The organism is Roseobacter sp. HKCCD6576-2 (assembly GCF_013179285.1).
GTDB classification, from domain to species: Bacteria; Pseudomonadota; Alphaproteobacteria; order Rhodobacterales; family Rhodobacteraceae; genus Rhodophyticola; species Rhodophyticola oceani.
This window is the reverse complement of the sequence record NZ_WVNW01000001.1, coordinates 1,004,093-1,018,533: the sequence shown is the minus strand read 5'-3', so window position 1 is coordinate 1,018,533 and position 14,441 is coordinate 1,004,093. Positions and strand designations below refer to the sequence as shown.

Genomic DNA, 14,441 nt, shown 5'->3' with positions numbered 1-14,441 from the left:
GAAGGTCGGGCCGGGGCGCGCGTGCAGCCTCCGGGAATCTCGGAATGAGCGCGCTTTTTATCTGCCGCGCGCCCCGTGTCAACCATCAAATGCCGGGAAGGAGCAGATGAAGGGCGATGCCGGGCAAAAGCATGAGGGCGATCACCTTGAGGAGGTCCAGCTTCCGCCAGAGCAAGAGATAACCGGCCAGGCAAGCCAACAGCAACGCGGGCCAAGAAAGCGTGGAAAGCGTCGGCGTCCAGAGCTGCAGCGGACCAAGGGGCTCGCGGCTGACCTCGGCGAAAAAGACGTTCAACGCGAACCAAAGCGAGAGGTTCAGGATCACGCCCACCACAGCAGCCGTTATGGCGCTGAGCGCGCCGGTCAATCGGGGTTGGGCCGAAATCCATTCGATATAGGGCGCGCCAGCAAAGATCCAAAGGAAACACGGCGCGAAGGTGACCCAGAGCGTAACGACAGCGGCGGCAATGCCGTAGCCCGTGCCACCCGCCTGCGCGCCCGCCAGAAAGCCAACGAACTCGGCAACCAAGATCAACGGCCCGGGCGTGGTCTCTGCCAGGCCAAGCGCGTCCATCATCTGCCCGGTGGTCAGCCAGCCGAAATCGCCGACGACTTCCTGAACCATATAGGCCAGCACGGCATAGGCCCCGCCAAAGGTCACCACCGCCAGTTTCGAGAAGAAAAGCCCGACCTGGGTGAGGACGCTTTCGGGCGCCATAAGCCACAGCACGGCCAGAGGCGTCAGCCAGATCACCGCCCAAGTGACGATGGTTTTCAGCGTTTGACCGCTCTTCACTGCGGGCACAGGCGCGACATCCGTCGCCCCTCCAGCCATGAAGAGCGCACCGATCACCGCAGCGGCCACGATGATCAATGGAAACGGGAGTTGCAGGAAGAAAATCCCGACAAAAGCCGCAGCCGCCAACCCATAAGCCAGCCGCGATGTCAGGGCCTTTTGGCTGACTTTGATCAACGCCTGGATCACGATGATGATCACCGTGGCTTTGATGCCCAGGAACATCGCTTCGACCAGCGGGACCTGGCCAAAGGCGGCATAGAGCATGGCCAAAGCGAGGATCAGAGCCGCCCCCGGCAGCACAAAGAGCATCCCCGCGATCAGCCCACCCATCGTGCCAGCGAGGCGCCAGCCGGAATAGGTGGCCAATTGCATCGCCTCGGGGCCGGGCAACAGCATGCAGAAGGACAGCGCGTTGAGGAATTGGCGTTCGGTGAGCCAGGGGCGGTCCTCGACCAGTTCCTTGTGCATCAGGGCGATCTGTGCTGCCGGGCCGCCGAAGCTGAGCAGGCCGATCCGGGCGAAGACGCGGGTGAGATAGGCAAGGTCGGGTTGCTCTTTGGCCGTGGTGTTTTCGGCAACGCTCATGCCGCACATCCTTTCGTCTCGGCGGGGCCTGTCCCCACATAAAGGGCGTCGAAGACGCAGGCCAGACGTGAGAGCCATGCCCGATCCCCATGACCTTGGCGTGACAAACCGCGGATGACCACCGCAACCGGACCGGTCTTGCTGCTCCCCTTTCGGCAAGCACCATGATATCAATCAGTTTGACCAAGAAACTGGTGCCAAGGGCCCGCGCCTCAAGCCAAGCCCTCGCGTCACATCGGTCGAACACGCTCGGCCTATGATCACGGCGGACGGAACTCGCCTCTGTCAGAGGTTCAACCTAGCGCAGAAAAACCCAAGCTGAGAGCACTCTGGTGAAGCTCCGACCCCTCCAGCCCCATGCCGCCCTCGGTCGTGACACAGCTTCGGCTGCTAGAGCGAGATTGGCACCAAAACCTCAGGGTCATGCACCGTCACACCCGGCAGCGCCGCTTTCAACTCGTCAGCGTTTTGCGCCAGGAGCGGGAAGGTCTTGTAGTGATAGGGAATGACCGTCTCGAACTTGAAGAGTTTCGAGGCCGCATATGCCGCGCGCTTCATATCCATGGTGAAATGCCCGCCCGCACAGAGAATGCCGATCTCCGGCGCGTGGAGATCCTGCAAGACGCCCATATCGGCCATCACATCAGTGTCGCCCGACACATAAACGGTGCGCCCCTCGCCCGCGATCATGTAGCCAGCCTCCCCACCAGTATACAGCGGCCCCTCATCGGTGCCGATGGAGGAGGAATGGGCCGCATTGACCATGGTCACCGCGACATCACCGATCTGCACAGTGCCGCCCTTGTTGAAACCGACCGTCTCAATCCTTTCGCTTTCGCTCCACCACGCCATGAGGTCATAAATCCCATAAACCGGGACGCCCAACTCTTTGGCGAGGACCGGTACATTGCCAGTATGATCAAGATGGCCATGGGTGATCAGAATGGCCGTTGTCCCTTGATTGGCCTCATCCCGGCGGTCCTTTGGGAACAGCGGATTGCCGTCTTCCCAGGGGTCGATCAGCAGCACTTGATCGCCAATTTCAAGCCGCACTGCGGAATGTCCAAGCCACGTGTATCTCATCGGGGGCGTCTCCTTCTGGTCTGCCTGCCAAGAAGGATGCCTCAATTGCAGCAACTGGGCAAAGCCCGATTAAGGGGCGGGCGCCACCCGGCGACGCAGGATCTTGGCCGTGATCGCTGCAGAACTGCCAGCAATAAACAAAACGAGCGTCACAAATGGCATGAACGGCAAAGCCATATGCATGAGCATGGGTGTCAAAGAGATCGAGACAAGCAACGATCCAAGCAGCGCGGCAAAAACAATGATGATGGATGTCTTGGCGGGGTGTTCCAAGGGCTTTACCTCTTTGCAGATGAGGCAAAGAGACCTCCAGACCAGGACAAAAATGAGGCGAAGTTATGGAATTAGACGACGCCATTGACGCCTATTGCGAGCGGCTTGACCCTTCGTTTTGGGCCGAACCGCTGAATGCCGTGACCAATTCCGCCTTTCTTCTGGCGGCGGTGTTTATGGCGATCCGGTTGCGAGACGCACGGCTCCCTCTGGCCTGGGGGCTGGTGGGTCTTCTTGCCGCGATCGGGATCGGATCGTTTCTGTTTCATACCTTTGCTACAGCCTGGGCTGCGCTCTCCGATGTGATCCCGATTGCGCTCTTCATCTTGGTCTATCTCTTTGCGCTCAACCGTGACGTCTGGCGCTGGCCGTTTTGGACCGCCTTTCTCGGGACGGTCGCGTTTCTGCCCTATGCGGCCCTGGTCACACCGCTTTTCAACGCTCTGCCCTTCTTTGAGGTCTCTGCCATCTATTGGTCTGTCCCCCTGGCGCTTTTGATCTATGCCGCCCTGCTCCGGTCCCGAACCCCCGAAATCGCACGTGGCATGGTCATCGGCGCGGGCATTCTGATGCTCTCACTCACAGCGCGGAGCCTCGATATGCCGCTCTGTGCCGCCCTACCCTTTGGCACACATTTCCTCTGGCATCTGCTCAATGCGGTCATGCTGGCCTGGATGATCGAGATTTACCGCCGCCATATGCTTGCGGCGCAGCAAAGGCAGGGCTAAACCCCATTCGGGTAAAGAAGACGGAGCGCCCATGTCCATCGACAAAGACACCGCCGCGAAAGTGGCGAAATTGGCCCGGATCAAGGTCGAAGAGCAGGAGCTCGACGCCTTGGCCGGAGAGTTCAACGCAATTCTTGGCTTCATCGAGCAATTGAACGAGCTGGATGTGGAAAATGTCGAGCCGATGACCTCCGTCACACCGATGCGGCTGAAACGGCGCGCAGATGTCGTCACGGATGGCGACCAGCAGGACAAGGTTTTGGCCAATGCGCCCGATGCGCGGGAAGGCTTCTTTGCGGTGCCGAAGGTGGTGGAATAATGTCTGATCTCAACACATTGACCATTGCCGCAGCACGCGATGCGCTGCGGGCGGGTGAGACCACATCGGTCGAACTGACCGAAGCCTGCCTGACGCAGATCGATACGGCTGACGGCCTTGGCGCCTTTGTCCATAAGACACCTGAGCTGGCGCTGGAGCGCGCCCGCGCGGCAGATGAGCGGATTAAAGCCGGGGACGCGCCAGATATGTGCGGTATCCCGGTGGGCATCAAAGACCTGTTCTGCACCGAGGGCGTGGCAAGCCAAGCAGGTTCGAAAATCCTCGAAGGGTTCTTGCCACAATACGAATCCACCGTCTCGGGTCAGTTGAAATCGGCGGGAGCCGTGATGTTGGGCAAGCTCAACATGGATGAGTTTGCGATGGGGTCGTCGAACGAGACATCCGTTTATGGCAATGCGGTGAACCCCTGGCGCTCCGGCAATTCTGACGCAGCACTGACCCCAGGCGGCTCGTCGGGTGGCTCGGCCAGTGCGGTCTCCGCCGATCTCTGCCTTGGCGCCACGGGCACCGACACCGGTGGTTCCATCCGCCAACCCGCAGCCTTTACCGGCATTGTCGGCCTCAAACCCACCTATGGCCGTTGTTCGCGATGGGGCATTGTCGCCTTCGCCTCCTCGCTTGATCAGGCCGGCCCGATGACCAAAACCGTACGCGACGCGGCGATCATGGGTCGCGCGATGATGGGGCATGATCCGAAAGACTCAACGTCCGCCGATCTGCCCGTGCCGGACTTCGAAGCCATGCTGACCGGCGACATCAAGGGCAAAGTTATTGGTATTCCAAAAGAATACCGGATGGATGGCATGCCAGATGAGATTGAAACGCTTTGGACCCAGGGCCGCGAGATGCTGGCCGATGCAGGCGCCGTCATCCGCGATATCTCGCTGCCCCATACGAAATATGCGCTGCCCGCTTATTACGTGGTCGCGCCGGCTGAAGCATCGTCGAATCTCGCCAGGTATGATGGGGTTCGCTTCGGGCACCGAGCACAACTCAGCCAGGGTGACGGCATCACCGAGATGTATGAAAAAACCCGCGCCGAAGGGTTTGGGCCGGAGGTCAAACGCCGGGTGATGATCGGCACCTATGTGCTCTCCGCCGGGTTCTACGATGCCTACTACAACCGCGCGCGGAAAGTGCGGGCCTTGATCAAGAAAGACTTCGAGGATGTGTTTGCCGACGGCATTGATGCGATCCTGACACCTGCCACACCATCCGCCGCGTTCGAGTTGGGCAAAGAGCATACCGACCCGGTGGAGATGTATCTCAACGACGTCTTTACCGTGACTGTAAACCTCGCGGGCCTGCCCGGAATTGCCCTGCCGACCGGGCTGGACCGGCAAGGCTTGCCGCTTGGCTTACAATTGATCGGGCGGCCTTGGGAAGAGGGTGATCTGCTCAACACCGCCTATGCACTGGAACAAGCCGCTGGTTTTGTGGCGAAACCGGCGAAATGGTGGTAAGAGCAAGCGCTCAAGAGCAAGACATGAGGTTGAGCGATGCGGAGAGTTAGCCTGGCCCTGGCCTCGGTGATGGTGGTCGCGGCTTGCGTAAGCAGCCCCCCAAATGACGTATCCGAAGGCGTCGGCTTTGGCGATTATGGCCGTTATTCCGCCGACCGCGCCGCGCGGCAAGCGCAGCTGCGCGGTGACGCCCCGCCGCAAACCGTCCTGCCCCCTACCAGCGCCACGGCGTCGACCAGCACCACGGCCAGCGCGACCGGTGCGACCGATAACGTGACCGCCCGCGCTGCTGCGGCCATCGCAGAGGCCGAAACCGGGCCTCAACTCACACAGACGCCCAGCACCCAAGTGGCCGCCAACAATCCCAATATCTCCGATGAGCAAGATTTCGGCGCGGTAAGTGCGCGCGAAAGCATCGAAAGCGACGCCGAACGGCGCGCTCGGATGCAGGAACAATTGGTCATCGTGCAGCCCACGGCGGTGCCGGATCGGCCCGGAGCCACGGGTCCCAATGTGATCGAATACGCGCTCAGCACATCTCACCCGGTCGGCGAGCAACGCTACCGGCGTTCGCCTTTCCGTCAAGGACGGCATGAGGCGAACTGCCTCGCCTACCGTTCAGACGATTTGGCGCAGGAAGCGTTTTTGTCGCTCGGCGGACCGGAGCGAGATCGCCAAGCGCTCGATCCCGATGGCGATGGCTATGCCTGTAACTGGAACCCGTCGGTCTATCGCAATGCCGCCCAGGCCGCGCGCGGGAACTGATGCGCTCGCCCAATTTCGGGGAGCGGCGCGACGGGCTAAGCCCTGCGCTTGTTGTCATCCACTACACCGCGATGAAGAGCTGTGAGGCCGCCCTCCGGGCGCTTTGCGATCCGGCGCGGGAGGTTTCGGCCCATTACCTGATTTCGGAGACGGGCGAACTGCTGTCGCTGGTCGATGAGGAGATGCGGGCCTGGCATGCAGGCGCCGGAGCATGGGCGGGCGCCGGCGATGTGAATTCCCGCTCGATCGGGATCGAACTCGCCAATACTGGCTTCGCTCCCTTCCCTGCCCCGCAGATGGATACGCTTGAGACCCTGCTGGCCGGTATCCTTACCCGCTGGAACATCCCGCCGCAAAACGTCATCGCCCATTCCGACATGACGCCCGGACGGAAAATCGACCCTGGTCCACGCTTTGACTGGCGGCGCTTGGCGTTTGGCGGGGTATCTGTCTGGCCCGAAGCCAACGCCATGCAAGAGCCGAACCCCTTGCAGTTTGCCGCCGATGCTGCGCGGTTTGGTTATCCGGAGAGCGATCTCGACCAGCTACTCCGCTCGGTTCGGCTTCGATTCAGGCCCTGGGCGAAAGGCCCGCTTGACGGAGAGGATATGGCATTGATTGCCGATCTCGCGGCCCGCTATGGCGTTGACCGCGAACGGCCAAAGGCCTAGATGAACCCCGCGCGGAGGGTTGGATGGCCGCGAGGCTTTTGTCTCGAGGAAAGTCCGGACTCCCTGAAGCAACGGTGCCGGGTAACGCCCGGGCGGAGCGATCCGACGGAAAGCGCCACAGAAAACAGACCGCCCTCGTTCGCGGGGGTAAGGGTGAAACGGTGGGGTAAGGGCCCACCGCGCTTCTGGCAACAGCGGCGGCACGGCAAGCCCCACCGGGAGCAATGCCAAATAGGGATTTCGCGGGGCCAGACCCCAGGGCCGCTTCAGCCCGAGAGGTCCGGGTTGGCAGCTAGAGCCAACGGGTAACCGTTGGCGTAGAGGAATGGTCATCTAGGGCGGCAACGCCTGGACAAAATCCGGCTTACAGACTCTCCGCGCGATTTCCACTGATCCTTATTGAGCGCCTCCGGCGCAGCGTTTTTGCCTCGCCTTCGCCCTTCGGGCACGGCTCAGGCACCAACCTCAACCGCGCCGACGGCGTTGAGCGTGTCGCAGGCTGCCATGACGCGGTGCCTCCGGCGGCCATATTTGAGAAGCAAAGAGGCAAGCGGTTCGCCTTCCCCGCTATCCGTCTGCCGGCTTCGCGCGGGAAGGCGCCCCATCTTCGCTTACGGTCATCGGCATGGCTGCCTGTACCGCAGTGGCAAAACTACAGCGATCTGGTTAACAAAGGGTAAGGTGCCATCTTTGCTTCAAAAATATGGCGGGGGAGGCGCGAAGCGCCCGGGGGCAGAGCCCCCTCATCAACTACCTATCCTCGCCGCGACCTGAAGAAGTCTCGCAGTAAGAGTTCGGCCCCATCTTCCCCGATACCGCCATAGATTTCTGGCACATGATGGGTCTGCGGATGTTCGAAAACCCGAGGCCCCTGCGCAACGCCGCCGGATTTCGGGTCCGCCGCGCCATAGTAGAGCCGTGACACCCGCGCCGCTGCAATGGCTCCGGCACACGCAGGACAGGGCTCCAACGTCACATAGAGGTCGCAGCCGGTAAGCCGTTCGGAACCAAGAGCCGCTGCGGCCGCGCGGATCGCCAGCATCTCTGCATGGGCAGTGGGATCAGACAGCTCCCGCATCCGGTTGCCTGCCCGCGCCAGCACCTCGTCACCGCGCACGATGACAGCGCCCACGGGCACCTCACCGCGTGTGGCTGCCGCGCGCGCTTCGGCCAAAGCTTCATCCATGAATGTACGAAACCCAGTCATGTGCTCTGGTCTTGCCGCTTTCCTTCGCCCTGTCAAACCGCTAGGCACCGCGCATGAGTGATGAGACCCCCAAAGGCGACCGGATCGCCAAGGTACTGGCCCGCGCGGGCGTGGCGTCCCGCCGCGAGGCGGAGCGGATGATCGAGGCTGGACGCGTGACGGTAAACGGCAAGCGGATCACCAGCCCGGCGCTGAATGTCACCGCCGAGGATTCGCTGAGCGTCGATGGCAAACCCGTGGGAGCGCCGGACCGGGCGCGGCTGTGGCTCTATCACAAGCCGCTTGGCCTGGTGACCAGCAATGCCGATGAGAAGGGCCGGAAAACGGTGTTCGATGCGCTGCCCGAGGGGTTGCCGCGGGTGATGAGCGTCGGGCGGCTCGACATCAACTCTGAAGGGTTGCTGCTCTTAACCAATGATGGCGGGTTGAAACGCAAGCTGGAGCTGCCCTCGACCGGCTGGTTGCGCAAATACCGGGTGCGCGTGAAGGGCACGCCAAAGACCGAGGATTTCGCGCCGCTCCGCAAAGGGGTGACAATTGAGGGCGAGCGGTTTCAGCCGATGGAGGTGGTGCTAGACCGACAGCAGGGCGCCAATGCCTGGCTGACGGTCGGGTTGCGCGAGGGCAAGAATCGCGAGATTCGGCGGGCAATGGGCGAAATCGGGCTGGATGTGAATCGTTTGATCCGCGTCAGCTACGGCCCGTTTCGACTCAACGACTTGAAACCCGGCGAGGTCGAAGAGATCAAACCGCGCGTTTTATCTGACCAATTGGGGGTCCCGCTACCCGAGGGCCATGCGCAGGCGAAGCCGAAACCGAAACGCCCCGGGCTGCGCAAAGCGCCAGCAAAACCAGGCGGCGCTACCCCGCGTCACCCTCGCCCGGCTCCTCGTCGGAAAGGCTGAACCGCTCAATCAGGCGCGCCTGAGTCATGAAGACCACAAAGAGGAAGGCCGGCAAGCCGAAGGTCTCGAAGGTCACCCAAAATTCGGTGCTCTGCGTCCGCCAGACGATCTCATTGGCCAACCCCATCAACGCAAAAGCGCCGGCGAGCCGTTTGGTCAGGATCATCCACCCCTCGTCGCGCATCGGCAGCAGATCCCCCATGACAAATTGCAGCCAGGATTGGCCGCGCAGAAGGCCGATCCCGAGCACCACCGCGAAGAAGCCATAGACCAGCGTGGTCTTCATCTTGAAGAACCGCTCATCGTTGAACCAGATGGTCAGCGCCCCAAACACCACGACCAAGATCGCGGTAAACACTTGAATTCGAGAAATTTTCCGAGTGAGCATCCAAAGTGCTGCGATCGAGGCCAGAAGCAGAGGCACAAACGCCGCCGTGACCAGGATGAACCCGTCATATTCCGTGCCGCCGATCTCCCAGGTCACATCCCGGAACCGCATATAAGCGACAAAGAACAGAAGCGGCGGGCCGAGCTCCAGTGCCGATTTCAGCCAGGGTTTGATGTCGCGTTCTGCCATGCCGGGTTCCTTATCCACCCATCTCAACTATCACCGCCCCCGCCGCAATCAACCCCATCAACGCCACACGGCGCGGACCAACGGTTTCGCGCAGGACGAGCCAGCCGATCAGCGCCGCGAAGACGGTCGAGGTCTCGCGGAGAACGGCGGCCTCGCCGACGTGATCGAGCCGGGTCGCCAGCATGATCGAACCGAAGCTGCCAAAGGCAACCACCCCGCCGATGAACCCGCGCAAGGCCAAGGGGCCAAAGGCGGGTGGGTTCTCCATCCGCAGATAGGCGCGACCTGCGATGATCGGGAAGAGCAACCCGTCGATGAAGAAAAACCAGGCCAAGAAGGTGAAGGGATCCGCCGCCGCGCGGATGCCATACGCATCATAGGTGGTGTAGAGCGCCACGAAGAGGCCCGTCAGGACGGCCAGCCAAAGCGCTGGCACCAATGTGTCCCGCGCGACGGTAATCGTGCGCATATTGTAGATCGCAAGCCCGTAAATCCCGGCCAGCAACACGGCGACGCCCAGCCATTGCACGCCGTTAAACGTCTCGCCAAAGAGCAACCAAGCCCCGATCACCGTGAATAGCGGGCCGGTGCCCCGCATCACCGGATAGACCACCGTGAACGCACCACGCCGATAGCTGGCCAATGCCGCCCATTTGTAAAGCGCGTGAATGACAAACGCGCCCGCAAAGATCGGCCACATATGCGGCTCCGGCCAGGGCACGAGAAAAAATGCGAAGGGGGCGGCCATAAGCCCGTAAGACGCATCAATCGCGCCACGCGCCAGAAGCGGATCATGGCGGCCCTTTTGCAGCGCGCCGAAAAAGGCGTGTAGGAACGCCGCAAGGAGCGCCAACCCCAAAGCCACCCACTCGCCGGAGGGCGTGCCTTCTAAAGAGATGATGAAATCGCCCAAAGCGCGGGATCAGCGCAGATAGCGCGCCATCCCATAGCGCTCGGTAAAGCCGAATTTCGCATAGAGATGTTCGGCGCCCGGATCCGCGATCAGGCTGATATAACAGCCCTTTGGCAGGTAGGTCTCCGCCCAATCCATGAGCGCCGCCATCACCTGCGTCCCAAGACCCTGGCGTTGATGGTCAGGATGCACCGCAATATCTGTGACCTGCGCAAAACAGCCGCCATCGCCGATCAGCCGCCCCATCGCCACAAGCTGCCCTTCGGCATCACGGAACCAGGTGCCGTGGAGCCCTTGCGCTAGCCCGATACGGGCAGCCTTTTCCGGGTATCCGCCCATCCCCGCAGCGTCGCGAAGACCAAGATATTCCGCAACCGATGCGGGCTGATCCGACAGTGCGATCATGCCTCGGCCCCGGTCAGGGCGCGCGCGAAGTCTTCCGGATCAAATGGGGCCAGATCGTCGATCTGCTCGCCCACACCAATCGCGTGGATCGGCAAGCCAAACTTATCGGCCAGCGCGACCAGAACGCCGCCCTTCGCCGTTCCGTCGAGCTTGGTCATCACCAAGCCGGTCACATCGGCCATCTTTTGGAAGGTCTCGACCTGCGAGAGGGCGTTTTGCCCGGTCGTCGCATCAAGCACCAAGAGTGTGTTATGCGGCGCGTCAGGGTCTTTTTTGCGGATGACGCGGACGATTTTAGCCAGTTCCTCCATCAGATCGGCCCGGTTCTGCAGCCGTCCGGCGGTGTCGATCATCAGAAGATCGGCGCCATCAGCCTCCGCTTTGGTCATCGCATCAAAGGCCAGCGCCGCGGGGTCCGACCCCTCGGGCGCGGTCAAAACCGGCACGCCAGCGCGTTCGCCCCAGACCTGCAATTGCTCCACGGCGGCGGCCCGAAACGTGTCGCCCGCCGCGATCACCACCTGTTTCCCGGCGGCTTTGAATTGGCTGGCCAGTTTGCCGATGGTTGTGGTCTTGCCCGACCCGTTGACACCGACCACCAAAACCACCTGAGGTTTCTTCGGATAGATCGGGAGCGGCCGCGCCACGGGCTCCATCACGCGCGCCACCTCGGCAGACAACAAGTCTTTGATATCGCTGGCCGTCATCAGCTTGCCATAGCGCCCCTCGGCCATATTCGCCGTCACACGGAGCGCGGTGTCCACGCCCATATCGGCCGAGATCAACAACTCCTCCAACTGCTCCAACATATCGTCATCCAGAGCCCGGCGCGGCGCAGCACTCCGCCCCATCAAACGCCCCAGGAGACCTGGTTTATCGACGGGTTCTTCCGCAGGTTCTGGGGTCAATTCGACGCGCAGCGGTTCTGATGGCGTTGCGGGGACCTCAGGCTCAGGCTCAGGCTCAGGCTCAGGCTCAGGCTCAGGCTCAGGCTCAGGCTCAGGCTCAGAAATCGCCGCGCTTACCGGCTCGGGCAAGACCTTTTCAATCTCCTCCGGTGTCTCTTCCGCCCCGTCCTCAATAATCGCATCCAGCCCCTCATCAATCTTCGACGAGGATTTGAACATCCGATCCTTGAGCTTCTTGAAAAACGACATCACCTAAGCCCCTTCCACCTGACCCATCCCACCTAATACGCAAGCCAAGCGCTGAAAACCCCAAGCCCGCCCCAAGCGTCGGCCTCAATACCGCCGTCACGCCAGAAACTGGCTTGAAAAGGAATGCGCGGTAGCGCGCCTTTGGATCACGTCACCAGAAATCCAACACTCAGACAGGCGACAGCGGGCCAATAGCTGGCCCAGACCAGATAGGCCAACCGTTGCTTGGCCAATGCCGGAACGCGCTCAAACAGTGACGCCGCAATCAAGGCATCCGAAATGATGAAAAGACTGGCGCCTGCAATCCACCAGAGGTCGCCACTGGCCAAAGCCATAAGCCCCATGCCCAGCAGAAGCGGCACATATATGGCAACGAGGCCGCGCGTTAGAGTCCCGCCCGACCCGAGGCCCAAAGCGACCAAAGCACCTGCAGTCAAAAGCCCAATAAGCGGCCAGGGCGGACCGCCGCCAAGGCCCAGCACCGCCCCGACATCTACGTCGAATCCGAGCACAAAACAGATCTGCGCCACCGCGAATGCCGCCACACCGGCCTGAAACGCGCGCTCTCCAGCGCGCGACAGTGCGAGATCGCCCAATGAGGCCGCCAGCAGCCCGACCACAGCCCAACTGGCCCCACCCTCCCACCAAACGGCGACCGCCAGAACCAAGACGCTGCCGGTTTTGGCAAGCGACCGCCAGATGGCCGGGGGAGAGGGCACCAGATAGAGATAGATCAGGGCAAGGAGCGCACCAAAGAAGCCAAAACCAAGGGGCAAACCGGTCTACACCTCCTCGGGGAAATGCTTCATCACCAGCCGGATTGGGTTCGGCGCCGCCTGCCCTAGACCGCAGATCGAAGCGTCGCCCATCGCCTGGCAGAGTTCTTCCAAAAGCGGCTGATCCCAGCGATCGGCCTGCATCAACTTCACCGCCTTCTCGCAGCCGACGCGGCAGGGCGTGCATTGGCCACAGCTTTCCGCCTCGAAGAAACGCAGCATGTTCAACGCCGCCGCTTTGGCACTGTCCTGATCGCTCAACACCACCACCGCCGCGGAGCCGATAAAGGTCCCGAGCGGCTGCAACGTGTCGAAATCAAGCGGCACATCGTCGATCGACGCGGGCAACAGGCCGGAAGACGGCCCACCGGGTTGATAAGCTTTGAAAACATGGCCCTTGGTCATGCCGCCTGCGGCCTCGATCACGTCCAAAATCGTTGAACCCGCCGGGAGCACGTAAACACCGGGTGCCGCGACCCGCCCCGAGACGGAATAGCTGCGCAACCCTTTGCGCCCGTTTTTCTCGGTGCTGTTCAGCACCTCTGGCCCCTCGCGGCAGACCTTCGCAACCCAATGCAGCGTTTCGACGTTATGAACCAGCGTGGGCCGCCCAAAGACGCCAACTTGCGCCACAAAGGGCGGCCGGTGGCGCGGCAAGCCGCGCTTCCCCTCAATCGACTCGATCATCGCGGATTCTTCGCCGCAGATATAAGCGCCCGCCCCGCGGCGGAGGTCGATATAGCCTTCCTCAACAAGCCCCGCGTCTTCCAGAGCTTTGATTTCGCGCCGCAAAATCTCCAACACCGCCGGATATTCGTCACGCATGTAGATGAAACTGGTTTCGGCCTCCACCGCCCAGGCCGCGATCAACATGCCTTCCAGAAACAGATGCGGCTCACGTTCCAGGTAATACCGATCTTTGAAAGTGCCGGGTTCCCCCTCGTCGCCATTCACCGCCAGATAGCGCGGGCCGTCATTGGCGCGCACAAAGCCCCATTTCCGCCCTGACGGAAAACCGGCCCCGCCCAAGCCGCGCAGGCCCGACGCCAAGACTTGCTCCTGCACCGCCTCCCAATCCCCCTCGGCGCGCAGGTGTTTCAACGCTTCATAACCGCCAGAAGCCGCATAGGCCTCATAGTCCTGATACGCGGGCACATGCGCATGGGTGTCGTCTGCTGCAATCGCCGCCTCGACCTTTGCCAGATCGGCATGATCGATATGGTTGTGGCCCAGCTCCAAAACCGGCGCGGTGTCACACCGGCCCATGCAGGGCGCATTGACCACACGGACCTCCGAGGCATCCAACCCGCCCTCAAGCGCGGCCTTTAGCGCCTCGGCCCCCGCCAATTCGCACGACAGCGAGTCGCAGACCCGGATCGTCAGTGCAGGCGGCGGGGTCTCATCCTCTTTTACCAAATCGAAATGGGCATAGAAGCTTGCCACTTCCCAGATCTCTGCCATCGGCAAGCGCATCTCTTCGCTCAAAGCGCGCATGTGCCGGGCTGAGAGATGGCCATATGCGTCCTGGATCAGATGCAAATGCTCGATCAGCAAATCCCGCCGCCGGGGCTTGTCACCCAGCAGCGTTTGAACCTCGCTCAGCGCGGCATCTTCGTATTGACGACCCTTAGGCGTTTTGCGGCCCTTGCCGCGCCCCGATTTCCAAACCCCTTTGCTGGACCCCGGTTTTTCATCCAACGCCATACCCTGGCCCTCCCAAAAGCTCTGCCTCATGTCATAGCGCGCATGGCTTGCCAAAGCGCGCCAAAACCGACATCGTTTTGCCCCAAAACG

16 protein-coding genes and 1 other RNA gene are annotated in these 14,441 nt (G+C 61.7%); 7 read left to right on the top strand and 10 right to left on the bottom strand.

Annotated elements, in window-relative coordinates:
- Positions 1–85 precede the first annotated feature (85 nt).
- The 3 genes from chrA to GTF44_RS05090 all read right to left on the bottom strand — a co-directional run bounded on the left by chrA (position 86) and on the right by GTF44_RS05090 (position 2,740).
- The gene (gene chrA, locus GTF44_RS05100) at positions 86–1,384 is read right to left on the bottom strand and encodes a chromate efflux transporter (RefSeq protein ID WP_171558003.1); all 1,299 of its coding nucleotides are present in this window, start codon (positions 1,382–1,384) and stop codon (positions 86–88) included.
- A 390-nt stretch (positions 1,385–1,774) separates the two neighbouring features.
- Positions 1,775–2,467: a metal-dependent hydrolase gene (locus GTF44_RS05095; protein WP_171558001.1), complete on the bottom strand. Its 693-nt coding sequence runs from the start codon at positions 2,465–2,467 to the stop codon at positions 1,775–1,777.
- A gap of 69 nt (positions 2,468–2,536) precedes the next feature.
- Positions 2,537–2,740, bottom strand: a complete 204-nt coding sequence (locus tag GTF44_RS05090) for a hypothetical protein (RefSeq protein WP_171557999.1) — start codon at positions 2,738–2,740, stop codon at positions 2,537–2,539.
- Between the two features lie 65 nt (positions 2,741–2,805).
- On the opposite strand from GTF44_RS05090, the gene GTF44_RS05085 reads away from it, so the two are divergent.
- From GTF44_RS05085 to rnpB, 6 genes are all read left to right on the top strand, one after another.
- The gene (locus tag GTF44_RS05085; RefSeq protein ID WP_171557997.1) at positions 2,806–3,468 is read left to right on the top strand and encodes a ceramidase domain-containing protein; all 663 of its coding nucleotides are present in this window, start codon (positions 2,806–2,808) and stop codon (positions 3,466–3,468) included.
- A gap of 31 nt (positions 3,469–3,499) precedes the next feature.
- Positions 3,500–3,787 (top strand): Asp-tRNA(Asn)/Glu-tRNA(Gln) amidotransferase subunit GatC, encoded by a 288-nt coding sequence (gene gatC, locus GTF44_RS05080; RefSeq protein WP_171557995.1) that lies wholly within the window; start codon positions 3,500–3,502, stop codon positions 3,785–3,787.
- Positions 3,787–5,271, top strand: a complete 1,485-nt coding sequence (gene gatA, locus GTF44_RS05075; RefSeq protein WP_171557994.1) for an Asp-tRNA(Asn)/Glu-tRNA(Gln) amidotransferase subunit GatA — start codon at positions 3,787–3,789, stop codon at positions 5,269–5,271. The genes gatC and gatA overlap by 1 nt, the downstream gene beginning before the upstream one ends.
- 36 nt (positions 5,272–5,307) lie before the next feature.
- Entirely contained in the window at positions 5,308–6,036 is a 729-nt protein-coding gene (locus GTF44_RS05070; RefSeq protein WP_171557992.1) for a hypothetical protein, read from the top strand.
- The gene (locus tag GTF44_RS05065) at positions 6,033–6,707 is read left to right on the top strand and encodes an N-acetylmuramoyl-L-alanine amidase (RefSeq protein WP_171558637.1); all 675 of its coding nucleotides are present in this window, start codon (positions 6,033–6,035) and stop codon (positions 6,705–6,707) included. The genes GTF44_RS05070 and GTF44_RS05065 overlap by 4 nt, the downstream gene beginning before the upstream one ends.
- A gap of 11 nt (positions 6,708–6,718) precedes the next feature.
- Positions 6,719–7,090: RNase P RNA component class A (rnpB, locus tag GTF44_RS05060), an RNA gene on the top strand.
- A gap of 371 nt (positions 7,091–7,461) precedes the next feature.
- Here rnpB and GTF44_RS05055 read toward each other — a convergent pair.
- Positions 7,462–7,914 carry a nucleoside deaminase gene (locus GTF44_RS05055; RefSeq protein WP_253261153.1) on the bottom strand — a complete coding sequence of 151 codons (453 nt, stop codon included), beginning with the start codon at positions 7,912–7,914 and terminating at the stop codon, positions 7,462–7,464.
- A 53-nt stretch (positions 7,915–7,967) separates the two neighbouring features.
- On the opposite strand from GTF44_RS05055, the gene GTF44_RS05050 reads away from it, so the two are divergent.
- A complete protein-coding gene (locus GTF44_RS05050) occupies positions 7,968–8,819 on the top strand; it encodes a pseudouridine synthase (RefSeq protein WP_171557990.1) in 852 nt (283 codons plus the stop codon).
- On the opposite strand, the gene GTF44_RS05045 is transcribed toward GTF44_RS05050, so the two are convergent.
- The 6 genes from GTF44_RS05045 to GTF44_RS05020 all read right to left on the bottom strand — a co-directional run bounded on the left by GTF44_RS05045 (position 8,776) and on the right by GTF44_RS05020 (position 14,351).
- Positions 8,776–9,396 (bottom strand): inner membrane-spanning protein YciB, encoded by a 621-nt coding sequence (locus tag GTF44_RS05045; protein ID WP_171557989.1) that lies wholly within the window; start codon positions 9,394–9,396, stop codon positions 8,776–8,778. The two genes, GTF44_RS05050 and GTF44_RS05045, sit on opposite strands and share 44 nt — an antisense overlap.
- 10 nt (positions 9,397–9,406) lie before the next feature.
- Complete coding sequence (locus GTF44_RS05040; RefSeq protein ID WP_171557987.1) at positions 9,407–10,309, bottom strand: EamA family transporter; 903 nt, start codon at positions 10,307–10,309, stop codon at positions 9,407–9,409.
- Between the two features lie 9 nt (positions 10,310–10,318).
- Positions 10,319–10,714 (bottom strand): GNAT family N-acetyltransferase, encoded by a 396-nt coding sequence (locus tag GTF44_RS05035; RefSeq protein ID WP_171557985.1) that lies wholly within the window; start codon positions 10,712–10,714, stop codon positions 10,319–10,321.
- Positions 10,711–11,871, bottom strand: a complete 1,161-nt coding sequence (gene ftsY, locus GTF44_RS05030; protein WP_171564027.1) for a signal recognition particle-docking protein FtsY — start codon at positions 11,869–11,871, stop codon at positions 10,711–10,713. Before ftsY ends, GTF44_RS05035 begins: the two co-directional genes overlap by 4 nt.
- 146 nt (positions 11,872–12,017) lie before the next feature.
- Positions 12,018–12,647 (bottom strand): lysoplasmalogenase family protein, encoded by a 630-nt coding sequence (locus GTF44_RS05025; protein WP_171557982.1) that lies wholly within the window; start codon positions 12,645–12,647, stop codon positions 12,018–12,020.
- Positions 12,648–12,653: 6 nt separating this feature from the next.
- The gene (locus GTF44_RS05020; RefSeq protein WP_171557980.1) at positions 12,654–14,351 is read right to left on the bottom strand and encodes an NAD(P)H-dependent oxidoreductase subunit E; all 1,698 of its coding nucleotides are present in this window, start codon (positions 14,349–14,351) and stop codon (positions 12,654–12,656) included.
- Positions 14,352–14,441: the final 90 nt, after the last annotated feature.

Coding starts and splice junctions, on each gene's coding strand:
- GTF44_RS05055 (WP_253261153.1), bottom strand. CDS start 7,914: ATGACTGGGTTTCGTACATTCATGGATGAAGCTTTGGCCGAAGCGCGC.
- GTF44_RS05045 (WP_171557989.1), bottom strand. CDS start 9,396: ATGGCAGAACGCGACATCAAACCCTGGCTGAAATCGGCACTGGAGCTC.
- GTF44_RS05020 (WP_171557980.1), bottom strand. CDS start 14,351: ATGGCGTTGGATGAAAAACCGGGGTCCAGCAAAGGGGTTTGGAAATCG.
- GTF44_RS05095 (WP_171558001.1), bottom strand. CDS start 2,467: ATGAGATACACGTGGCTTGGACATTCCGCAGTGCGGCTTGAAATTGGC.
- chrA (WP_171558003.1), bottom strand. CDS start 1,384: ATGAGCGTTGCCGAAAACACCACGGCCAAAGAGCAACCCGACCTTGCC.
- ftsY (WP_171564027.1), bottom strand. CDS start 11,871: ATGTCGTTTTTCAAGAAGCTCAAGGATCGGATGTTCAAATCCTCGTCG.
- GTF44_RS05050 (WP_171557990.1), top strand. CDS start 7,968: ATGAGTGATGAGACCCCCAAAGGCGACCGGATCGCCAAGGTACTGGCC.
- GTF44_RS05085 (WP_171557997.1), top strand. CDS start 2,806: ATGGAATTAGACGACGCCATTGACGCCTATTGCGAGCGGCTTGACCCT.
- gatA (WP_171557994.1), top strand. CDS start 3,787: ATGTCTGATCTCAACACATTGACCATTGCCGCAGCACGCGATGCGCTG.
- GTF44_RS05035 (WP_171557985.1), bottom strand. CDS start 10,714: ATGATCGCACTGTCGGATCAGCCCGCATCGGTTGCGGAATATCTTGGT.
- GTF44_RS05070 (WP_171557992.1), top strand. CDS start 5,308: ATGCGGAGAGTTAGCCTGGCCCTGGCCTCGGTGATGGTGGTCGCGGCT.
- gatC (WP_171557995.1), top strand. CDS start 3,500: ATGTCCATCGACAAAGACACCGCCGCGAAAGTGGCGAAATTGGCCCGG.